Here is a 19444-nt window from a genome sequence, read left to right on the forward strand (position 1 = left end):
ACGGACTCCGATGAACCTCTCGCGCCTCGCCCTGCCCCTCCTGCTGCTGCCAACCGCCAACGCCCTCGCCGACACCTTCGAACGCGACCAGGCCCTGAAGCTGCCGGACGTGCTGATCAGCGCCAACCGTCAGGTCGAAGCGCGCAACGACAGCAGCGCCGCCAACACCGTGTTCACCCGCGATGACATCGAGCGTCTGCAACCGCGCAGCGTCACTGATCTGCTACAACGGGTACCGGGCGTACAAGTCGCGCAAACCGGCGGACGCGGCAGCCTGCCGGGAATCTACATTCGCGGCACGCAATCGGCGCAGAGCCTGGTGCTGGTCGACGGTCAGCGCATCGGCAACTCCACCTCCGGCGACAGCAACCTGCAACACCTGAACATCGAGCAGATCGAACGGGTTGAAGTGCTGCGCGGTTCGCGTTCGGTGATCTACGGCAGCGATGCAATTGGCGGGGTGATTCAGATCTTCACCCGGCGCGGCGGCGAACAAGGCTTGCAGCCCCGGATGCATGTGGGATTCGGCAGCAACCAGACCTGGGAACGCAGTGCCGGCCTCTCCGGAGGTGACGAGAAAACCCGTTTCAACCTCGGCGCCAGCCTCGATGAAACCGCCGGCCTCGACCGCACCCACGAGTCGTATCCCAGCGACAGCGATCATGACGCCTACCGCAATAAATCCATCAGCCTGAGCCTCAGCCATGAGCTGACCGATGACATCGAAGTCGGCGCCAACCTGCTCGATAACCGTGGCAAAAGCGAGTTCGACAACCCGTTCGGGCGCTTCGACCCGGTGACTTTCGACTCCCTCCAGCAGCAGCCCTACAGCGACTTCACCGTCAGCAGTTTCAGCAGCTACATCGACGCGCGGATCAACGAGCGCTGGAAGTCGCGCCTGGAACTCGGCCACAGCGAAAACCGCGAGAAGTCCTTCGACAAGCTCAGCGACGAACGCTCAGTGTTCAACACCTACCGTGATTCGGTGACCTGGCAGAACGACCTGACCCTCGATGCGCGCAACAGCCTGATCCTTGGCGGCGACTGGTACGAAGACCGCATCAACAGCAGCACGGCGTTCGACGAAGACAGCCGCTGGAACCGCGCAGCCTTCATCCAGCATCGTTTCCAGGCCGACAGCTTCTCCACCGAACTGGGTCTGCGTCGCGATGACAACCAGCAGTTCGGCGGCCAGAACAGCTGGAGCGGCACGCTGACATTGCCGGTCAACCCGGACAACGATCTGCTGCTCAGCTACAGCGAAGGCTTCCGCGCGCCGACCTTCAACGATCTGTATTACCCGGACTTCAGCAACCCCGACCTGAAACCGGAAACCTCGAAAAGCTACGAGCTGCAATGGCGCAGCCAGTTGAGCGACAGCACTCGCCTCGAAGCCTCGCTGTACCGGACCGATCTGGAAGACGCGATCATCTTCGGCAGCAACTCACGCCCGGAAAACGTCGCCTCGGCGCGGATCAACGGTTTCGAAGCAGCGCTGAAACAGGAACTGTTCGGCTGGCAGAGCAACCTCGGCGTGGCGATCATCGATCCCCGCGACCGCGACACCGGCCACACGTTGGCACGTCGTGCACGGCGGACATTGAGCTGGGATCTGGATCGACAGTTCGATCGCCTTGGCCTCGGCGCCAGTTGGCAGGCCGTCAGCAGCAGTTACGACGATCTGAACAATCAGCAACCATTGGGCGGTTATGCACTGCTCGGACTGCGCAGCAGCTGGGCGCTGAACCGCGAGATCAAACTGGATTTCAAGGTCGACAACCTGCTGGACAAGGGTTACAGCCGGGCGCTGTACAGCCATGACGGCAGTCAGTATGGCTATCGCGAGGAAGGTCGCGCGTTCATGTTCGGCGTGACCTGGACGCCGCAGCTCTAACGATCTGGCGCAATCAGCTGGCAGAGCTTGGCAGTCGCATCGATCATCTGCCCGCTCGGACGCTCAAGGCCTTTATCGGTGACCAGCAGCAATAGCCGACGCTTCACCGCTGCGACTTGGGGCCAGGCGTTCCACGCGTCCAGTTGCGGCTGATCGCCGGCCAGAATCACTTCGGGATCACGCTGTAAAACCGCTTCGATGCTCACCTGCGGCGCCGGCAGGCTCAGGTCGGCAAACACATTGCGCGCGCCGCACACTTCAAGCGCATCGCTGATGATCTGCCCGCCGCCGACGGTGTACAGCGGCTTGTCCCAGACCTGATAAAACACCCGCAGAGGCGCTTCACGGCGGTAGCGCTGGCGCAGCTCATCAAGGTTGCGCCGCAACTCCCCAGCCCTTTCGACCCCACGCTCAGGACGACCGAGCTGTATCGCGATGGCCTCAATCTGCGCGGTCAGCTGTTCGAGGCTGTGGGGCTCTGCAACGAAAGTAGGGATGGTCAGGCGTTTGAGCTGATCGCGCTGAGCCGGGCCGACACTGCCGGGCCATAACAGCAACAAGTCAGGCTTGAGGCTGAGCAACCGTTCCATGTCTAGCTGGCCGTAACGGCCCACCGAAGGCACGTCCTTGATCGCGGAAGGACGCTCACCGGCATCCAGCACCCCGACCAGCAGGTCGGCCGAATTCAGTTCAATAACGATTTCAGACAGGGATGGCGCGAGGCTGACCACACGCAGGGCGGCCAGCGTTTCACCGCTGACGGCCAGCAGCAGAACCGCCAGCCAGAGACGCCGCATCAAGCGAGTTGACGCGGGATACGGTAGAGGTAGAACAGCACCGCCGTGGACAGCGCCAGCAACATCAGCGGCACCGCTTCAAGGCCGACGAACACCGCCAGCGCGCCAATCCATGCCGGCAGCGCCGCGACCACGTATGCACTGCGAAGGCTCGCCGCCAGGGCAATCCAGGCAGCGGGCTCTTCAGGGGTATCGAGGGCTTTTTGCGTGGCGATCAGCGCATGTTTGTAGCGCCCGAAAAACTTCAGGCTGACAAACATCGAGGCCACGCCAGCGATAAAGAAAGGCATCGCCAGCACCGGCAGAATTGCCTCGCCCTGGCCGAACACAGCGTTGATCACGAACAGCGGCACCAGCGCCAGCGCCAGGTATTTCCACCAGGCGATCGACAGACGGCGCCGCACTTGCCCGCGGGTCACGCCCGGTCTACCTCGCCCTGATGCTCGTTGCCCATCATGTGGTCGAGCTTGCTGGCCTTGGTCGCCAGATAGAGTTTGTTGTGCGGGTTGTGGCCGGTGTGCAGCGGCACGCGCTCGGCGACGACGATACCCATGTCGGTCAAGGCTTTGACCTTGCGCGGGTTGTTGGTCATCAGACGCAGGGATTTGACGCCCAGATGCTCCAGCATCGGCAGGCACATGGCGTAGTCACGCTGGTCGGCGGCAAAGCCCAGACGCTCGTTGGCTTCAACGGTGTCGGCGCCGCCGTCCTGCAATTCGTAGGCACGGATCTTGTTCAAAAGACCGATGCCGCGTCCTTCCTGACGCAGGTACAGCAACACGCCACGACCCTCGCGAGCGATGGCTTTGAGGGCGCCCTCAAGTTGCGAACCGCAGTCGCAACGCTGGCTGAACAAGGCATCGCCGGTCAGGCATTCGGAGTGCAGACGGCCGAGTACCGGGGCACCGTCGGCAATCTCACCCAGGCTCAGCACGACGTGCTCGCGGCCGGTGGCTTCATCGAGAAAACCGTGCATGGTGAATTGCGCAAAAGGCGTTGGCAGCTTGGAAGCGGCGACAAAAACGACAGGCACCGGTGTGCTCCTGATCTGAAAAGTCTGAAGATTCGCTGGGCGGCATTGTAACAGCAGGTTCCCGCAGGCGCTTAGGCTGAATTATCGGCCATAACGATCAAAAAGTTTGATAACAGGCTCGCCCTTATCGCGTTCATTCGAAGGGATAGGGTTGTTTCCAGCGCTCGAAGATCGGCTTCAACTCGCCGCTTTTCACCAACTGCTCCATGCGCTGGTCGTAGATCGACATCAGTGCGCGGGCTTGCGGGGTGTCGGCGAAACCGAGGTACAGCGGCAATTCCGCCAGGTGTGAATAACGGTACTGTGACGGATCGGCGGCGTTTCTCACCACCGCTTCGATTTCCGTCAGCGCATCGATGTAGTAATCCGCCCGCCCCTGTTTGAGCATCGACAGGATGCCGGTGCGGCGCTCGATCTGGTTGAAGCGTTTGACGTTCGGCAGGTAGGTTTCGTAGCGATAGCCGCGCACCCAGGCCAGTCGGTATTTGCCCAGCGTCGCCTGGGTCGGCGAGGGATTGCTGGCCAGGCCGAGCGCGTAGATGTGGTCGGAGTCGAAATTCCATTTCGGGTACAACACCTGCTCGGCTTCACCGCGATAGGAACCGACCAGTGCGTCGGCTTCCTTCAACTGCACCAACCCGACCGAGCGGGTGTAGGGCACGGTGCGAATATCCAGGGTCACGCCGGCCGGCTCGAAGACTTTGCGCAACACGTCCCAGCCCAGGCCATGGCCATCGGCGGCGGTGTAGTCTTCCCAGTCTTCGCTGGCCAGGTGAATGACCGACGGCGGTGCGTCCTGTGCCTGGGCCATGGCGCCAAGCAAGGTCAAAAACACTATCGCCAACCAGCGTCGAGTCATCCCTGTGCCCCTCATCCACGCCTGGAAATCAGGCGAAAATCCACACCAGTCCCTGCATTGCCAGCCAGGCAAATACGCCGGCCAACACGTCGTCGAGCATGATGCCGACGCCACCGTGAACATGCCGGTCGATCCAGCGGATCGGCCACGGCTTGAGAATGTCGAAGAAGCGGAACACCAGGAACCCGGCGAGCAACCAGTACCAGCCTTCCGGCACCAGCCACAGGGTGATCCACATCCCGACCATTTCGTCCCAGACGATGCCTTCGTGGTCGTGCACCCGCAGATCGTCGGCCACTTTGCCGCACAGCCAGAAGCCGAACAGCATGGTGATTCCGAGCATCAGCCAGTACCCCCAGTCGGGCAGCATCTGCCACAACGGGATAAAGGGTAGCGCAACTAACGAGCCCCAGGTGCCCGGCGCCTTGGGCAAGGTGCCCGAGCCGAAGCCGAACGCGAGGAAATGCCAGGGATTGCGCCAGACCGACGGCGGAACGAATTCGGCCGGAACCTGTTTCGGGTGATCTGTCACGGTGACTCCTGAAAATGTTGATAACCCCGGATTTGCGGGGTGATGTCGTGCCCGTCGCGATCCAGCAGCACCACGCCCTGCCCTTGCGTAACGCGGCCGATCACATGGATCGGCCAGCCATCGGCGATCAGCGCCGGCAACTCGACGGACGGCAGGGTGAAGGCCAGCACGTAATCATCGCCACCGCTCAACGCCGCACGCTCGGCGCCGCGCTGACCGAGAAACGCCACCAGCGCCTCCGACAGCGGAACACGCTCGCGCTCGACTTCGAGTCGAACCTTTGAGGCCAGTGCGATATGACCGCAATCGGCGAGCAGGCCATCGGAGATGTCCAGCGCCGAAGTGGCCTTGCCACGCAGGGCCTGACCGAGGGCGAGTTGCGGTTGCGGCGACCAGTAATGATCGAGCAGCGGCTGGGCGATATGGGGTTCGGCGTCACGCTGACCCAGCACCAGCGGCAAAGCGCCGGCGGCATTGCCCAGTTCGCCGCCGACACACAGCAGATCGCCCGGCTGCGCGCCGCTGCGGGTCAGCGCTTTGCCGGCCGGGACGCGGCCGAACACGGTGACGGTCAGGCTCAACGGCCCGCGCGTCGTATCGCCGCCCACCAGTGCCACGCCGCAGCCCTGCGCCATGCGGTTCAAACCGCGGGCATAGGCTTGCAGCCAATCGGCGGTCACCGTCGGCAAGGTCAGGGCAAGGGTAAAGGCGACGGGCGTGGCGCCCATGGCAGCGAGGTCGCTGACCGCCACGGCCAGCGAGCGCTGACCGAGCAGAAACGGATCGCAGGGATCGGCGAAATGCACGCCGGCCACCAGCGTATCGGTGGAAACCGCCAGCTGTTCCCCGGAAGGAACCGCCAGCAAGGCGCAGTCATCGCCGATCCCCAGTGCAACGCCTTCGCCGCCCTGCGCACAAGGCGCGGCGGCGAAGAAATTGCGGATCAGCTCAAACTCGCCCATGGCCGAAAAAAAGTATTCAAGCGCGGATCAGCGCTTGAACGCCTTCACTTCAGCTTCACGCAGGCGCGGAGCCAGCTTGTCGAGCACGCCGTTGACGAACTTGTGGCCGTCGGTCGAACCGAACACCTTGGCCAGTTCAATACCTTCGTTGATCACAACGCGGTACGGCACGTCGACGCGCTTGAGCAGCTCCCAGGTGGACAGGCGCAGAACCGCCAGCTCAACCGGGTCCAGTTCTTCGATCGCCAGGTCCAGGCAAGGCGTGAGCGCGTTGTCGATTTCGGTCTTGAACTGCGGAACCCCGTGCAGGATTTCGCGGAAGTAAGCACCGTCGACATCGGTGAAATCGTTATCGACCCGGAACTGCGCTTCGATTTCGTTCAACGACTGCCGAGCCATGTGCCACTGATACAGGGCCTGGGTCGCGAGCTGACGGGCTTCGCGGCGCTTGGCGCTTTTCGATGGCTTGCCGGCATCCGCAGGTTTCGGATCGCGCGGGTTGAAACGATCGCTTTCGTCGCTAATCACTTGGCCTCCAACTGCGCCAGCAGGCTGACCATTTCCAGAGCGGACAGGGCAGCTTCAGCACCTTTGTTGCCGGCCTTGGTGCCGGAACGTTCGATGGCCTGCTCGATGGAATCAACGGTCAGGACGCCGAAAGCGACCGGTACGCCGAACTCCATGGACACCTGGGCCAGGCCCTTGGTGCACTCGCCAGCCACGTATTCGAAGTGCGGAGTACCGCCACGAATGACCGCGCCCAGGGCGATGATTGCTGCGAACTCGCCTTTCTGGGCGACTTTCTGCGCAACCAGCGGGATTTCGAAGGCGCCAGGTGCGCGGATGATGGTGATGTCGCTTTCGCTCACGCCGTGGCGAACCAGGGCATCAACTGCACCGCTGACCAGGCTTTCAACCACGAAGCTGTTGAAGCGGCCCACTACCAAAGCGTAGCGGCCTTTAGGGGCGATGAAGGTACCTTCGATGGTCTTCAGGGTCATTCGTCAGATCTCTTAAAGAGCCGGGACGCGTCTGTTTCGCGTCCCTCAGTGATTTATTTGCCGCGAATTCGGATCCGGAAACAACCGGTCATTATTCGGAGGGCACGTATTCTACAACTTCCAGATCGAAACCGGATATCGCATTGAACTTCATCGGCGCAGACATCAAGCGCATTTTGCGCACGCCGAGGTCACGCAGGATCTGCGAACCGGCACCGACAATGCTGTAGGTGGTCGGTTTTTTCACCGCCGCCTGATCGCCGGTTTCGCGGATGTGCGCCAGCAACACGTCGCCATCCAGTGGGTGACCGAGCAACAGCACCACACCGCTGCCGGCCTCGGCGACCGCAGCCATGGCGGCGCGCAGGCTCCAGCGGCCCGGTTGCTTGACCATCAGCAGGTCGCGCAAAGGGTCCATGTTGTGCACGCGAACCAGGGTCGGTTCTTCGGCGCAAACGGTGCCCAGGGTCAGTGCCATGTGCACGTCGCCTTCCACGGAGTCACGATAGGTCACCAGGTTGAATTGGCCCAGTTCGCTGTCCAGCGGCTGCTCGGCAATCCGCTGAACGGTACGTTCGTGGATCATCCGGTAGTGAATCAGGTCGGCGATGGTGCCGATCTTGATGTTGTGTTCGGCGGCGAAAGCTTCCAGTTCGGCGCGACGGGACATGGTGCCGTCATCGTTCATCACTTCGCAGATCACGCCACTCGGCTCGAAACCGGCCATGCGCGCCAGGTCGCAGGCAGCTTCGGTGTGACCGGCGCGGGCCAGGGTGCCACCGGCCTGGGCCATCAGCGGGAAGATATGGCCCGGGCTGACGATGTCTTCGGCCTTCGCGTCCTTCGCGGCGGCCGCTTGCACGGTGCGTGCGCGGTCAGCGGCGGAGATGCCGGTGGTCACGCCTTCGGCGGCTTCGATCGAGACGGTGAACTTGGTGCCGAAACCGGAACCGTTGCGTGGCGCCATCAGCGGCAGCTTCAGGGTTTCGCAGCGCTCGCGGCTCATCGGCATGCAGATCAGGCCACGGGCGTGCTTGGCCATGAAGTTGATGTGCTCGGCCTTGCAGCATTCGGCGGCCATGATCAGGTCGCCTTCGTTCTCGCGGTCTTCGTCATCCATGAGAATGACCATCTTGCCTTGGCGGATGTCTTCAACCAGTTCTTCGATGCTATTGAGCGCCACAAGGCACCCCCTTCAGTCAGGATTTGAGGTAGCCGTTGGCGGCCAGAAAGCTTTCAGTGATCGTTCCGCCGGCAGCCGGCTCGGCAGCCTTGTCGCCCAACAACAGACGCTCCAGATAACGCGCCAGCAGGTCTACTTCCAGGTTCACCCGGCGACCTGGCTTGTAGGACGCCATGATGGTTTCGCTCAGGGTGTGCGGAATGATCGTCAGCAGGAATTCGGCGCCATCGACCGCGTTCACGGTCAGGCTGGTGCCGTCGACGGTGATCGAGCCTTTATGGGCAATGTACTTGGCCAGCTCCTTCGGCGCGCGGATGCGAAATTCCACGGCGCGGGCATTGTCGCTGCGCGAAACCACTTCGCCGACACCGTCGACGTGACCGCTGACCAGATGGCCGCCGAGACGGGTGGTCGGGGTCAGGGCTTTTTCCAGGTTGACCGGGCTGCCGCTTTTCAGGTCATTCATGGCGGTGCAGTCGAGGGTTTCGCGACTGACGTCGGCGGCGAAGCCGTTGCCCGGCAGTTCAACCGCGGTCAGGCACACGCCGTTGACCGCGATGCTGTCGCCGAGTTTGACGTCGCTCAGGTCGAGCTTGCCGGTTGCGACATGCACCCGCACATCACCGCCCTTTGGGGTCAGTGCGCGGATACTGCCGATGGATTCGATGATGCCGGTAAACATGGGGTTCTCCTTGAGAACGAAGCCAGCGCTAACGCGATGGCCGGGAATTATACGCTCGCCGATGGGACAGGGATTGCAGTGACTCGCCAGTCATCGCCAACCGCGCGAATTTCAGTGATTTTCAGCTCCGGCGCATCCTTCATATAGGCTAGCGGCCAGTCCAGAAGCGGACGCGCCGTGGAGCCGAGGAACTTGCCGGCGATGAAGATCACGAACTCGTCGACCAGACCGAGCTGGGCAAACGCGCCGGCCAGTCGCGGACCGGCCTCGACCAGCACTTCGTTGACGCCACGGTTGGCCAGCTCGATCAGCAGTTGATGCAGATCGACCTGACCGTCATCGCCCGGCACGATCAGGCATTCCGGACCGTGGGCGTACTGTTCTTCGATGGCCACGCAGGTGGCGACGAGCGCCGGACCGGCCTTGAAGAAAGGCGCATCCAGCGGCACCCGCAGACGCCCGTCGATCAGCACCCGCAGCGGCGGACGGCTCAGGGCCAGCGCGGTTTGTTCGGCATCCAGTCCCAGCTCGTCACCGCGAACAGTCAGGCGTGCGCCATCGGCCAGCACCGTGTCGGCGCCGGTCAGCACGACGCTGGCCTGAGCGCGCAAACGCTGCACCGCCGAACGCGCGGCAGGGCCGGTGATCCATTGGCTCTCGCCGCTTTCCATCGCCGTGCGGCCGTCGAGGCTCATGGCCAACTTGACCCGCACGAACGGCAAGCCGTGTTCCATGCGCTTCAGAAAACCTTGATTGAGCTTGCGGGCTTCGCCTTCCAGCACGCCGCTTTCGGTGGCGATGCCCGCATCGGCCAGACGCTGCAGACCACGTCCGGCGACTTGTGGATTCGGATCACGCATCGCCGCGACCACCCGGCCAACACCGGCATTCACCAGCGCATCGGCGCACGGCGGCGTACGGCCGTGGTGGCTGCAAGGTTCGAGGGTCACGTAAGCCGTGGCGCCCCGGGCCAGTTCACCGGCGGCGCGCAGGGCGTGGACTTCGGCATGGGGTTCGCCGGCCCGTTCATGCCAGCCTTCACCGACAATCTGCCCGTCGCGCACGATCACGCAGCCAACCCGTGGATTGGGGTGCGTCGTGTAATGCCCCTTGCGCGCCAGCTCCAGGGCCCGGGCCATGAAGTGGGCGTCGAGAATGGCCTGCTCGGCGGCGGTGGTCATTCTTTCACCGGTTCGCGGGCGAGGCGGTCGATCTCTTCGCGGAACTCGTTGAGGTCCTGGAAGCGGCGGTACACGGAAGCGAAACGGATGTAGGCGACTTCATCGAGCTTTTGCAGCTCGGCCATCACCAGTTCGCCGACCACGAGGGACTTGACCTCGCGCTCGCCGGTGGCGCGCAGCTTGTGCTTGATATGGACCAGCGAGGATTCGAGGCGCTCGACGCTCACCGGACGTTTCTCCAGGGCGCGTTGCATGCCGGCGCGGAGTTTTTCTTCGTCGAACGGTTGGCGGCTGCCGTCGGTTTTGATCAGGCGCGGCAACACCAGTTCGGCCGTCTCGAACGTCGTGAAACGTTCGCCGCAGGCCAGGCATTCACGCCGGCGGCGCACCTGTTCGCCCTCGGCGACCAGACGCGAGTCGATGACCTTGGTGTCGTTGGCACCGCAGAAGGGACAGTGCATGGTGGCTGGCAACAAAAAAAGGGAGGGCCATGGTAGCGCATCCCGGTGGCAAGACAAGCCATAGGCTTTGCGGTATACAGACTGCCATGATCGTTTGATCCATGGATTTCATTTTGCTGGAGCCGCCAATGTCCCTACGACCGCTCGTTTTGCTCAGTGTTTTCAGCCTGCTGGTGGCCTGTGGCAGCGATGCGCCCAAGCCTCAGCCGCCCACGCCGGGCCCGGCGCCGCAACAGGCGCAGAAAAAAGCCCGCGAAGCCGCCGACCTCGGCCCGCTGCCCGCGTATCAACGGGAACTGAGCGGCACCCTGCAAGGCGTGCCGGCCGGTGCCGAAGTCGAACTGGCGCTGCTGGTGATCGACGCAAAGGATCGCCCGCAACAATTGCTCGCCAGTTCCAGCCTGATCGGCAACAACCAGATTCTGCCGTTCCATCTGCGCTTCAACCCCGAGGCCTTTCCGGCCGGGGCGCGGGTTGAATTGCGCGGCCGCGCCAGCCAGTCCGGCCAGTTGATCCTGCACCTGCCGTCGCAGACCATCACTCAGCCGACCACCCAGGCGCTGGGCCAGCTGCAATTTGTCAAAGCACCATGAATGCTCCGCTAGACCTGCAACAGTCGCTGGGCGAATTGCTCGGCGACGCCCGACTGAAAGCCTGTGCGTTGCCGGACACCGATTTGCAGCTGTGGCTGATTGACGGCGACAACATGGCGCGCGAATTCAGCCAGGAGGAAACCCAACGCATCCTGCATGAACCGCCGTACTGGAGTTTCTGCTGGGCCAGCGGTCTGGCGGTGGCGCGCTATTTGGCGGAGTTTCCCGAGTGGGTTCGAGGCAAGCGGGTGTTGGATTTCGGCGCCGGTTCCGGGATCGCCGGCATCGCCGCGGTGAAAGCCGGAGCGCTGGAAGTGGTGGCCTGCGACCTCGACCCGCTGGCGATTGCCGCCTGTCGGGCGAATGCCGAACTCAATGATGTGCAGATGAGCTATTCCACGGATTTCTTCGCCGAGGCGGATCGCTTCGATCTGATCCTGGTGGCCGACGTTCTCTACGACCGGGAAAACCTGCCGCTGCTCGATGCCTTCCTGAGCCGTGGCCGCGAAGCGCTGGTGGCGGATTCGCGGGTTCGGGATTTCCGTCATCCGCTGTATCGGCGCATCGAAATGCTTGAAGCCATGACCCTGCCGGATCTGGCCGAGCCCGAAGAGTTTCGCCATGTCAGCCTCTACCATGCGGCCCGCGCCTGACCGTATAGTTGCCCCATTCACGCTTTTACGAGATATCCCATGAGTCAGCAAACGCCGTACATCTTCGACGCCACGACGGCCGACTTCGACCAGTCGGTGATCGAGGCTTCCTTTCAAAAACCGGTGCTGGTGGATTTCTGGGCCGAATGGTGTGCGCCGTGCAAGGCGCTGATGCCGATGCTGCAAGGCATCGCCGAGAGCTACCAGGGCGAGTTGCTGCTGGCCAAGGTCAATTGCGATATCGAGCAGGACATCGTCGCCCGTTTCGGCATCCGCAGCCTGCCGACTGTGGTGCTGTTCAAGGACGGTCAACCGGTGGACGGCTTTGCCGGTGCGCAACCGGAATCCGCCGTGCGCGCCCTGCTCGAACCGCATGTGCAGATGCCGGCGCCGTCCGCCGCCGATCCGTTCGAACAGGCTCAGGCACTGTTCGATGAAGGCCGTTACGCCGACGCGGAAGCGACACTGGTTACGCTGCTGGGCGAAGACAACACCAACGCCAAGGCGCTGATCCTCTACGCTCGCTGCCTGACCGAACGCGGTGAGCTGGGCGAAGCGCAAACCGTGCTCGACGCGGTCAAGAGTGACGAGCACAAGGCTGCACTGGCCGGCGCCAAGGCGCAGATCAAGTTCCTCGGCCTGGCCCGTGACCTGCCGGATGCCGCCGACCTGAAAAGCCGTCTGGCGCAAAACCCGCAGGACGACGAAGCGGTGTATCAACTGGCGATCCAGCAACTGGCCCGTCAGCAATACGAAGCGGCACTGGACGCACTGCTCAAGCTGTTCATCCGCAACCGCAGCTACGGCGAAGGCCTGCCGCACAAGACCTTGCTGCAAGTATTCGAACTGCTGGGCAACGATCACCCGCTGGTGACCGCTTACCGGCGCAAGGTGTTTGCGGCGCTGTACTAAGCGCTTACTCGATCCAGCTGTAGAGCGGCGTGTCCCCGCCGCTCAGCACTTTCACATCGGATGAATGACGCAGGCGCACCAGCAGGCGCTTGCCCGCCGCCGCGCTGCCGGTCAGCCCTTCGAGCTGATCCAGCAATTCCGGCCCGCTGAGTTGTCCGGCCTTGCGCAACAGATCCCTGGCGACGTGCCACAACGCGTCATCCTGATTCACCGGTTTCGCCACCGGCGCCGCCGCTGCTGCCTGCGGCTGGGCCGTCTGCACCTGCACGCCAAACTGCGCACCGAGCCGCGCCCAGTCACTTTCATCCAGTTCCAGGGTCAAATCCACCGGCAACTCGCCGACGGTTCCGCGTATCCGCAACATAAGCTTCGCTCCCGCACATTTCTGACCTGCATGCTCCCATGGGACTTGTGTAACGCCAAGCGGGCGGGCAAACTCTGCGCACTTTCGTTATAAGATTACATAACAAACTCTTCACTTTACTTCCCGGAGACCGCCATGCGTCGTCTGCTGCTCGCTTTGCCGTTTGCCCTGTTGCCGCTGGCCATCGCCCATGCCGCCGATGAGCATGATCACGACCATGAGCACGGCAGCCTCGGTGCCCACGAACATGGCGTTGGTCGCCTGAACGCCGCACTCGACGGCCAGACCCTGGAGCTGGAACTGGAAAGCCCGGCGATGAACCTCGTGGGTTTTGAGCACGTCGCCACCAGCGATGCCGACAAGGCCAAGGTCGCAGCCGCTCGCGCGCAACTCGAGAAACCGCTGGCGCTGTTCAGCCTACCGGCCGCCGCCGGTTGCAAAGTCACCAGCCAGGAACTGGAAAGCCCGCTGTTCGGCGGCAAGCCGGATGCCGACGACCATGACGAAGAGGAAGCCGGCAAGGACGGTCACGAGCATCATCACGACCACAGCGAAATCCACGCCCACTACCAGTTCAGCTGCGCGGCGCCGGGTGCGTTGAAAACCCTGGATCTGGCGAACCTGTTCAATACCTTCCCGGCCACCCAGAAAATTCAGGTACAACTGATCAGCCCGAGCGGCCAGCAAGGCACGGAAGTGACGGCCAAGGCCGCCGCCCTGAAGTTCTGACACGAAACGGCGCCATGACCCAAGCACTCATCGAACTGTCCGACCTGGGCTTCAACTGGCCCGGTCACCCGCCGCTGCTGGACATCCCGGCGTTTCGTCTGGAAGCCGGCGAAACCCTGTTCCTCAAGGGCCCCAGCGGCAGCGGCAAGACCACCCTGCTCGGCCTGCTCGGCGGGGTGCAGAAACCCGGTCGCGGCAGCATTCGCCTGCTCGGCCAGGAACTGACCGAACTGGGTGCCGGCGCCCGTGATCGCTTTCGCGTCGATCACACCGGCTACATTTTCCAGCAGTTCAACCTGCTGCCGTTTCTCTCGGTGCGCGAGAACGTCGAGCTGCCGTGCCACTTTTCGAAGCTGCGTGCAGAACGTGCGAAGCAACGCCACGGCAGCGTCGATCAGGCCGCCGCCACCCTGCTCGCCCACCTGGGTCTGAAGGACGAAAGCATCCTGAGTCGCCGCGCCGATTCGCTGTCGATCGGTCAGCAACAGCGGGTCGCCGCTGCTCGCGCGTTGATCGGTCAGCCGGAACTGGTGATCGCCGACGAACCGACTTCGGCACTGGATTACGACGCCCGGGAAAACTTCATTCGCCTGCTGTTCGCCGAGTGCCGCGAAGCCGGCTCGAGCCTGTTGTTCGTCAGCCACGACCAGAGTCTGGCGCCGCTGTTCGACCGTCACCTGTCCCTGGCCGAACTCAATCGCGCCGCCACGTCTGCCGAGGTCTGAGATGTATCTGTTCCGTCTGGCCATGGCCAGCCTCGCCAACCGGCGTTTCACCGCCCTGCTCACCGCTTTCGCCATCGCGCTTTCTGTCTGCCTGCTGCTGGCAGTCGAGCGGGTGCGAACTGAAGCCAAAGCCAGTTTTGCCAGCACTATCAGCGGCACCGACCTGATCGTCGGCGCCCGCTCGGGCTCGGTGAACCTGTTGCTGTACTCGGTGTTTCGCATCGGCAACGCCACCAACAACATCCGTTGGGACAGCTTCGAACACTTCGCCAGCAACCCCAAGGTGAAGTGGACGATCCCGATGTCCCTCGGCGACTCCCATCGCGGCTACCGGGTGATGGGCACCACCGAAGCCTATTTCGAGCATTACCAGTACGGTCGCCAGCAGCATCTGGAACTGGCCGACGGACGCGCCTTCGCCACCGATCCGTTCGAAGTGGTGCTCGGTGCCGAAGTGGCCGAGGCGCTGCACTACAAGCTCGGCGACAAACTGGTACTGGCCCACGGCGTGGCGGCGATCAGCCTGGTCAAACACGATGACAAACCGTTCACCGTGGTCGGGATTCTCAAGCGCACCGGCACCCCGGTGGACCGCACGCTGCACATCAGCCTCGGCGGCATGGAGGCGATCCACATCGACTGGCACAACGGTGTGCCGGCCCGTGGCAACGGGCGGATCAGCGCCGATCAGGCGCGCAACATGGACCTGACGCCGCAAGCGATCACTGCGTTCATGCTCGGCCTCAACAGCAAGATTTCGACCTTCGCCCTGCAACGGGAGATTAACGAATTCCGTGGCGAGCCGATGCTGGCGATCCTGCCGGGCGTGGCCTTGCAGGAGTTGTGGAGCCTGATGAGCACCGCTGAAAAAGCGTTGTTCGTGGTCTCGCTGTTCGTGGTGCTGACCGGGTTGATCGGCATGCTCACGGCGATTCTCACCAGCCTCAACGAACGCCGCCGCGAGATGGCGATCCTGCGTTCGGTGGGCGCGCGGCCGTGGCATATCGCGAGCCTGCTGGTGCTGGAAGCATTTGCTCTGGCGCTGACCGGGGTAATCGCCGGGCTGGCGTTGCTGTACCTCGGCATCGCCGCTGCTCAGGGTTATGTGCAGGCCAATTACGGGCTGTATCTGCCGCTGGCCTGGCCAAGCGAGTATGAATGGACGCTGCTCGGTGGCATTCTGGCTGCCGCGCTGCTGATGGGCAGCGTACCGGCCTGGCGCGCGTATCGCCAATCATTGGCCGATGGCCTGTCGATCCGTTTATGAGGATGTTCACCATGCCCCGCGCCGTGCTTGCGCTGCTGTTGCTGGTCGCCCTGCCCGTGTGGGCGGCGGCGCCGAAAGACCTGACCTGGTCGGAGATGATCCCGCCGGACGCGGCGCCCGAAGTGCCGAACATGACGCCGCTGCACGACCTGTCGAAGATGAGCGATGCACTATCAGCCGAGTCCGCGCCAGCGGCGAAACAGGACATGCCCAACGCTCCGGTGGTGCAAAGCCTCGACGGCCAGAACATCCGCCTGCCGGGTTACATCGTGCCGCTGGAAGTAAGCGAAGAAGGCCGCACCACGGACTTCCTGCTGGTGCCGTACTTCGGCGCCTGCATCCACGTGCCGCCACCGCCGTCGAACCAGATCGTGCACGTAAAAAGCGAACTCGGCGTGAAGCTCGACGAGCTGTATCAGCCGTACTGGGTCGAGGGACCGTTACAGGTCAAGCAGTCCACCAGCGAACTGGCCGACGCCGGGTATCAGATGGAAGCGGACAAGATTTACGTCTACGAACTGCCGGAGTAACTCCGGTAATTCTGTACTGTTTGGCCCATTGTCTTCGCGAGCAAGCTCGCTCCCACAGTTGACCGAGCTCTAATGTGGGAGCGAGCTTGCTCGCGAAGGAGTCGGCAAAGGTTCCACAAATAAACCCGCCATCACTGTTTCATTGAGCTGAGTCAAAAGACCGTATCAGACGGATTCGTACCATAGGACATCAAACATTTTTAACGTCCTTTGGGAGCTTCCATGAACAAGTCCTTGCTCAGCGCCTCGCTGTTTGCCCTCGCGCTCGCAGCCCCGCTCGCCCACGCCCACGAAGCCGGCGACATCATCGTTCGTGCCGGTGCGATCACCGTCAACCCGAAGGCCGACAGCTCCAGCGTCAAGGTCGATCAGGGTCCGCTGAGCGGCACCAACCTGGGCGGCAAGGCGACCATGAGCAGCGACACCCAACTGGGTCTGAACTTCGCCTACATGCTGACCAACAACATCGGTATCGAGCTGTTGGCCGCGTCCCCGTTCGAACATGACGTGAAGCTCAAGGGCACTGCCCTGCCAGCCGCCAACGGCAAGCTCGGCACTCTGAAACACTTGCCGCCGACCCTGAGCGTCGTCTACTACCCGCTGGACGCGAAGTCGGCCTTCCAGCCGTACATCGGCGGCGGCATCAACTACACCTGGATCTACGACGAGCACGTCGGCAGCGAAGCCCAGTCCAACGGCTTCAGCAACTTCAAGGCGAAAAACTCCTGGGGGCTGGCCTGGCAGGTCGGCGCCGACTACATGCTGACCGACAACATCATGCTCAACGCCCAGGTGCGCTACATCGACATCGATACCCGCGCCACAGTCGAGAACAACGCCGTGGCTCCGGGCACTCGCGCAAAAGTGAATGTCGACGTCGATCCATTTGTGTACATGGTCGGTCTGGGCTACAAGTTCTAAGCAGCAATCAAAGAACGTTCACGTGGTGGTGAATGAGGCTTGGTGGCGGGCAGGCTCAGAACTGACGGCGATGTTACGCCATCGACCGGGGAGCAAGCTCCCTCGCTACAGGAAACCGGTGTGAAACCCGAATTCCGGCCGTGAAAAAGGCGCCTGTCAAAAGGCGCCTTTTTCATGTCTGCGAGAAGCTCAGCGGCCGAGCAAACGGGCCAGGCCGACGTTCATCGGCGTTGGCGTCGGGCACTTGAATCGCTCAAGCAACCGACTGTTGTTCGCCCGCGAATGACGGATGTCACCGGATCGCGCCGGGCCGTAGCTGACGGGCGGCAACTCGCCGACCACCGCTTCGAGCGCGGCCAGCATCTGCTTGAGATTGGTCGCCTGATTCCAGCCGACGTTCACCGCACCGACATCCACTTGCGGCTTTTCGATCGCCTGCACCAGCACATCGACCAGATCTTCGACGTACATGAAATCCCGGGTCTGCTCGCCATCGCCGAACACGGTGATCGGCAGGCCTTTCTGCGCGCGTTCGCTGAAGATGCTGATCACCCCGGAGTACGGCGAGGACGGATCCTGACGCGGGCCGAAGATGTTGAAGAAACGGAAGATCGCCGGTTCCAGACCGTGCTGGCGGCGGTAGAAATCAAAGTACTGCTCGCCGGCCAGTTTGTCCGACGCATAAGGCGTCAACGGCGCCTTGGGTGTGTCTTCGTCAATCGACTCGCCTTCGCCATTGTTGCCGTAGACCGCTGCGCTGGAGGCATACAGCACACGTTTGACGCCGGCCTCGCGCATGGCTTCGCAGACGTTCAGCGTGCCGATGAAATTGCTCTGGTGGGTTTTCACCGGATCGTCCACCGACGCCTGCACCGAGGCCACGGCGGCCAGATGGGCGACAGCGCTGCAACCCTGCATCGCTTGCGCGACCAAAGCGGCGTCGGCCACATCGCCGACGATCAACTCGACCTTGGGATTATCCAGCGGCAGATTGCTGCGCTTGCCGGTCGACAGATCATCGAGGATCCGCACCGAATGGCCCTTGGCAAGCAGCGCGTCCGTCAGGTGCGAGCCGATGAAACCGGCGCCGCCGGTGATGAGAACAGGGCCTTCAGCCATGACGATAAAACCTATCCAGTAAGCCCGGGAGCGCGGCACGCCAGGCGCGCGGCTTGATCCCGAAGGTGTGCAGAATTTTCTTGCAGGCGAGCACCGCGTGTTGCGGTTCTTCGGCGGCATCCGGCCGCGCGGCGTGGGCCTGGGCGGTCGGCGCTTCGATGGCCAGCGGGTGCAGGCTGCGCGCTTCGGAGAGAATCGCCTGGCCCAGCGCCAGCGGCGTGGTCGCCTCGTGGCCGGCGTAGTGGTAAGTGCCCCACAGCGGCGCAGCGCAATCGAGTTGCTTGAGCACCGAGATGATCACCCGCGCGGCATCGTCGACCGGGGTCGGATTGCCACGGCGGTCATCGGCCAGCAGCAATTCTTCCGGTTGTTCGGCACGGGCCAGGAAGCGCCCGAGGGTGCCTTCCGGGCTGTCGTCGAGCAGCCAGCCAAAGCGCAACAGCACGTGTTGCGGGCAAGTGGCACGTACGCTCTGCTCGATCCGCCACAGGGCCTGACCGCGCAGGCCCAACGGCACTGGCTCGTCCTTTTCGCTGTAGGCGGTGGCGCGGGAACCGTCGAACACCCGATAACTGGACGGCTGCACCAGCACGATGTTGTGGTGCTGGCACAGTTCGGCCAGTCGCTCGATGGCGCGTTCCTGCCCGGCCAGACGGCTTTCGCTGACGGCCTCGGCCTGGAACCAGTCGAAATAGTAGGCAAGGTTGATCAATGCATCGGGACGGGTGTCGTCGAGCAATTGGGTCAGGCTCGCGGCATCCCAGCCGTCTTCGGGCGGGCGGGGGGCGAGGAAACCGATGTCTTCCTCTGCACCGAGGCGAATCAGCGCCTGCCCAAGGGCATTTCCGCCGCCCAGTAACATAAGGCGCATTCGCATAGAGTCAGCAGGCCCAGTCTGATTGGAACGATGGCTTTGGCGACGATGCTCGTGGCAGCGTCGTCGATAATTGCCGGAATCGTTGCATTTTGCGGGTTTAGTGCGCAACCGTCACCCGTAAAGTGTAGATCCCGAGCGGTACTTGCAACTTCGCCCGCCCACCCGCATA

Annotated in this window: 24 protein-coding genes; 9 read left to right on the forward strand and 15 right to left on the reverse strand. The window is 62.8% G+C overall.

The annotated features are described in order from the left end of the window. Nucleotides 1-10 precede the first annotated feature (10 nt). Nucleotides 11-1894 (forward strand): TonB-dependent receptor domain-containing protein, encoded by a 1884-nt coding sequence (locus tag AC0R79_RS27025; RefSeq protein ID WP_474732485.1) that lies wholly within the window; start codon nucleotides 11-13, stop codon nucleotides 1892-1894. On the opposite strand, the gene AC0R79_RS27030 is transcribed toward AC0R79_RS27025, so the two are convergent. The 12 genes from AC0R79_RS27030 to nrdR form a co-directional block, all read right to left on the reverse strand. Further along, on the reverse strand, nucleotides 1891-2691 hold the full coding sequence (locus AC0R79_RS27030) for a cobalamin-binding protein (RefSeq protein ID WP_127800145.1): 801 nt from the start codon (nucleotides 2689-2691) through the stop codon (nucleotides 1891-1893). The genes AC0R79_RS27025 and AC0R79_RS27030 overlap by 4 nt on opposite strands. Next, nucleotides 2691-3110 carry a hypothetical protein gene (locus AC0R79_RS27035; RefSeq protein WP_007955550.1) on the reverse strand — a complete coding sequence of 140 codons (420 nt, stop codon included), beginning with the start codon at nucleotides 3108-3110 and terminating at the stop codon, nucleotides 2691-2693. Before AC0R79_RS27035 ends, AC0R79_RS27030 begins: the two co-directional genes overlap by 1 nt. Next, nucleotides 3107-3724, reverse strand: coding sequence for a GTP cyclohydrolase II (gene ribA, locus AC0R79_RS27040; protein ID WP_007955551.1), 618 nt, complete (start codon nucleotides 3722-3724; stop codon nucleotides 3107-3109). Before ribA ends, AC0R79_RS27035 begins: the two co-directional genes overlap by 4 nt. 133 nt (nucleotides 3725-3857) lie before the next feature. Beyond that, nucleotides 3858-4583: a substrate-binding periplasmic protein gene (locus tag AC0R79_RS27045; RefSeq protein WP_474732488.1), complete on the reverse strand. Its 726-nt coding sequence runs from the start codon at nucleotides 4581-4583 to the stop codon at nucleotides 3858-3860. Between the two features lie 28 nt (nucleotides 4584-4611). After that, nucleotides 4612-5115, reverse strand: coding sequence for a phosphatidylglycerophosphatase A family protein (locus AC0R79_RS27050; protein WP_007910933.1), 504 nt, complete (start codon nucleotides 5113-5115; stop codon nucleotides 4612-4614). Beyond that, entirely contained in the window at nucleotides 5112-6077 is a 966-nt protein-coding gene (gene thiL, locus AC0R79_RS27055) for a thiamine-phosphate kinase (RefSeq protein ID WP_127800149.1), read from the reverse strand. Before thiL ends, AC0R79_RS27050 begins: the two co-directional genes overlap by 4 nt. A gap of 27 nt (nucleotides 6078-6104) precedes the next feature. Beyond that, nucleotides 6105-6605: a transcription antitermination factor NusB gene (gene nusB / locus AC0R79_RS27060; protein ID WP_007955566.1), complete on the reverse strand. Its 501-nt coding sequence runs from the start codon at nucleotides 6603-6605 to the stop codon at nucleotides 6105-6107. Further along, on the reverse strand, nucleotides 6602-7078 hold the full coding sequence (gene ribH, locus AC0R79_RS27065) for a 6,7-dimethyl-8-ribityllumazine synthase (protein ID WP_003228649.1): 477 nt from the start codon (nucleotides 7076-7078) through the stop codon (nucleotides 6602-6604). The genes nusB and ribH overlap by 4 nt, the downstream gene beginning before the upstream one ends. A gap of 91 nt (nucleotides 7079-7169) precedes the next feature. After that, on the reverse strand, nucleotides 7170-8261 hold the full coding sequence (gene ribBA, locus AC0R79_RS27070) for a bifunctional 3,4-dihydroxy-2-butanone-4-phosphate synthase/GTP cyclohydrolase II (protein WP_065259547.1): 1092 nt from the start codon (nucleotides 8259-8261) through the stop codon (nucleotides 7170-7172). Between the two features lie 16 nt (nucleotides 8262-8277). Continuing rightward, nucleotides 8278-8943 carry a riboflavin synthase gene (locus tag AC0R79_RS27075; protein ID WP_474732492.1) on the reverse strand — a complete coding sequence of 222 codons (666 nt, stop codon included), beginning with the start codon at nucleotides 8941-8943 and terminating at the stop codon, nucleotides 8278-8280. 47 nt (nucleotides 8944-8990) lie between these two features. Then, on the reverse strand, nucleotides 8991-10124 hold the full coding sequence (gene ribD, locus AC0R79_RS27080; RefSeq protein ID WP_127800151.1) for a bifunctional diaminohydroxyphosphoribosylaminopyrimidine deaminase/5-amino-6-(5-phosphoribosylamino)uracil reductase RibD: 1134 nt from the start codon (nucleotides 10122-10124) through the stop codon (nucleotides 8991-8993). Then, nucleotides 10121-10585 carry a transcriptional regulator NrdR gene (gene nrdR, locus AC0R79_RS27085; RefSeq protein ID WP_003228656.1) on the reverse strand — a complete coding sequence of 155 codons (465 nt, stop codon included), beginning with the start codon at nucleotides 10583-10585 and terminating at the stop codon, nucleotides 10121-10123. The genes ribD and nrdR overlap by 4 nt, the downstream gene beginning before the upstream one ends. A gap of 128 nt (nucleotides 10586-10713) precedes the next feature. Between nrdR and AC0R79_RS27090 the strand changes: the two genes are divergently transcribed. Genes AC0R79_RS27090 through trxA form a run of 3 tightly spaced genes read left to right on the forward strand, consistent with a single transcriptional unit; the run spans nucleotide 10714 to nucleotide 12743 of the window. After that, a complete protein-coding gene (locus AC0R79_RS27090) occupies nucleotides 10714-11178 on the forward strand; it encodes a YbaY family lipoprotein (RefSeq protein WP_273897666.1) in 465 nt (154 codons plus the stop codon). Continuing rightward, a complete protein-coding gene (locus AC0R79_RS27095; protein WP_085747612.1) occupies nucleotides 11175-11831 on the forward strand; it encodes a class I SAM-dependent methyltransferase in 657 nt (218 codons plus the stop codon). The genes AC0R79_RS27090 and AC0R79_RS27095 overlap by 4 nt, the downstream gene beginning before the upstream one ends. A 39-nt stretch (nucleotides 11832-11870) precedes the next feature. Then, a complete protein-coding gene (gene trxA / locus AC0R79_RS27100) occupies nucleotides 11871-12743 on the forward strand; it encodes a thioredoxin (RefSeq protein WP_007955581.1) in 873 nt (290 codons plus the stop codon). A 4-nt stretch (nucleotides 12744-12747) separates the two neighbouring features. Here trxA and AC0R79_RS27105 read toward each other — a convergent pair whose 3' ends face one another. Next, the gene (locus tag AC0R79_RS27105; protein WP_474732497.1) at nucleotides 12748-13107 is read right to left on the reverse strand and encodes a hypothetical protein; all 360 of its coding nucleotides are present in this window, start codon (nucleotides 13105-13107) and stop codon (nucleotides 12748-12750) included. Between the two features lie 135 nt (nucleotides 13108-13242). Here AC0R79_RS27105 and AC0R79_RS27110 point away from each other — a divergent pair, with 135 nt between their 5' ends. From AC0R79_RS27110 to AC0R79_RS27130, 5 genes are all read left to right on the forward strand, one after another. Next, nucleotides 13243-13836, forward strand: coding sequence for a DUF2796 domain-containing protein (locus tag AC0R79_RS27110; protein WP_258712401.1), 594 nt, complete (start codon nucleotides 13243-13245; stop codon nucleotides 13834-13836). A gap of 14 nt (nucleotides 13837-13850) precedes the next feature. Further along, a complete protein-coding gene (locus AC0R79_RS27115; protein WP_007955587.1) occupies nucleotides 13851-14561 on the forward strand; it encodes an ABC transporter ATP-binding protein in 711 nt (236 codons plus the stop codon). A gap of 1 nt (nucleotide 14562) precedes the next feature. Then, nucleotides 14563-15828, forward strand: coding sequence for an ABC transporter permease (locus AC0R79_RS27120; protein ID WP_474732501.1), 1266 nt, complete (start codon nucleotides 14563-14565; stop codon nucleotides 15826-15828). Between the two features lie 11 nt (nucleotides 15829-15839). Next, nucleotides 15840-16358: a DUF3299 domain-containing protein gene (locus AC0R79_RS27125; protein ID WP_064384123.1), complete on the forward strand. Its 519-nt coding sequence runs from the start codon at nucleotides 15840-15842 to the stop codon at nucleotides 16356-16358. Between the two features lie 222 nt (nucleotides 16359-16580). Beyond that, nucleotides 16581-17279 carry an OmpW/AlkL family protein gene (locus AC0R79_RS27130; protein ID WP_007955593.1) on the forward strand — a complete coding sequence of 233 codons (699 nt, stop codon included), beginning with the start codon at nucleotides 16581-16583 and terminating at the stop codon, nucleotides 17277-17279. Between the two features lie 189 nt (nucleotides 17280-17468). On the opposite strand, the gene AC0R79_RS27135 is transcribed toward AC0R79_RS27130, so the two are convergent. Together AC0R79_RS27135 and AC0R79_RS27140 are read right to left on the reverse strand one after the other, a co-directional pair. After that, nucleotides 17469-18398 (reverse strand): NAD-dependent epimerase/dehydratase family protein, encoded by a 930-nt coding sequence (locus AC0R79_RS27135; protein WP_474732503.1) that lies wholly within the window; start codon nucleotides 18396-18398, stop codon nucleotides 17469-17471. Continuing rightward, nucleotides 18391-19275, reverse strand: coding sequence for an NAD(P)-dependent oxidoreductase (locus AC0R79_RS27140; protein ID WP_258712403.1), 885 nt, complete (start codon nucleotides 19273-19275; stop codon nucleotides 18391-18393). The genes AC0R79_RS27135 and AC0R79_RS27140 overlap by 8 nt, the downstream gene beginning before the upstream one ends. Nucleotides 19276-19444 lie beyond the last annotated feature (169 nt).

The organism is Pseudomonas sp. HD57-3, assembly GCF_056113135.1.

What these genes read in the sequence shown, in the direction of transcription:
- AC0R79_RS27025 (WP_474732485.1), top strand. Translation starts at nt 11, where the DNA reads ATGAACCTCTCGCGCCTCGCCCTGCCCCTCCTGCTGCTGCCAACCGCC.
- AC0R79_RS27030 (WP_127800145.1), bottom strand. Translation starts at nt 2,691, where the DNA reads ATGCGGCGTCTCTGGCTGGCGGTTCTGCTGCTGGCCGTCAGCGGTGAA.
- AC0R79_RS27045 (WP_474732488.1), bottom strand. Translation starts at nt 4,583, where the DNA reads ATGACTCGACGCTGGTTGGCGATAGTGTTTTTGACCTTGCTTGGCGCC.
- thiL (WP_127800149.1), bottom strand. Translation starts at nt 6,077, where the DNA reads ATGGGCGAGTTTGAGCTGATCCGCAATTTCTTCGCCGCCGCGCCTTGT.
- ribH (WP_003228649.1), bottom strand. Translation starts at nt 7,078, where the DNA reads ATGACCCTGAAGACCATCGAAGGTACCTTCATCGCCCCTAAAGGCCGC.
- AC0R79_RS27075 (WP_474732492.1), bottom strand. Translation starts at nt 8,943, where the DNA reads ATGTTTACCGGCATCATCGAATCCATCGGCAGTATCCGCGCACTGACC.
- ribD (WP_127800151.1), bottom strand. Translation starts at nt 10,124, where the DNA reads ATGACCACCGCCGCCGAGCAGGCCATTCTCGACGCCCACTTCATGGCC.
- nrdR (WP_003228656.1), bottom strand. Translation starts at nt 10,585, where the DNA reads ATGCACTGTCCCTTCTGCGGTGCCAACGACACCAAGGTCATCGACTCG.
- AC0R79_RS27090 (WP_273897666.1), top strand. Translation starts at nt 10,714, where the DNA reads ATGTCCCTACGACCGCTCGTTTTGCTCAGTGTTTTCAGCCTGCTGGTG.
- AC0R79_RS27095 (WP_085747612.1), top strand. Translation starts at nt 11,175, where the DNA reads ATGAATGCTCCGCTAGACCTGCAACAGTCGCTGGGCGAATTGCTCGGC.
- trxA (WP_007955581.1), top strand. Translation starts at nt 11,871, where the DNA reads ATGAGTCAGCAAACGCCGTACATCTTCGACGCCACGACGGCCGACTTC.
- AC0R79_RS27105 (WP_474732497.1), bottom strand. Translation starts at nt 13,107, where the DNA reads ATGTTGCGGATACGCGGAACCGTCGGCGAGTTGCCGGTGGATTTGACC.
- AC0R79_RS27110 (WP_258712401.1), top strand. Translation starts at nt 13,243, where the DNA reads ATGCGTCGTCTGCTGCTCGCTTTGCCGTTTGCCCTGTTGCCGCTGGCC.
- AC0R79_RS27115 (WP_007955587.1), top strand. Translation starts at nt 13,851, where the DNA reads ATGACCCAAGCACTCATCGAACTGTCCGACCTGGGCTTCAACTGGCCC.
- AC0R79_RS27120 (WP_474732501.1), top strand. Translation starts at nt 14,563, where the DNA reads ATGTATCTGTTCCGTCTGGCCATGGCCAGCCTCGCCAACCGGCGTTTC.
- AC0R79_RS27125 (WP_064384123.1), top strand. Translation starts at nt 15,840, where the DNA reads ATGCCCCGCGCCGTGCTTGCGCTGCTGTTGCTGGTCGCCCTGCCCGTG.
- AC0R79_RS27130 (WP_007955593.1), top strand. Translation starts at nt 16,581, where the DNA reads ATGAACAAGTCCTTGCTCAGCGCCTCGCTGTTTGCCCTCGCGCTCGCA.
- AC0R79_RS27135 (WP_474732503.1), bottom strand. Translation starts at nt 18,398, where the DNA reads ATGGCTGAAGGCCCTGTTCTCATCACCGGCGGCGCCGGTTTCATCGGC.
- AC0R79_RS27140 (WP_258712403.1), bottom strand. Translation starts at nt 19,275, where the DNA reads ATGCGAATGCGCCTTATGTTACTGGGCGGCGGAAATGCCCTTGGGCAG.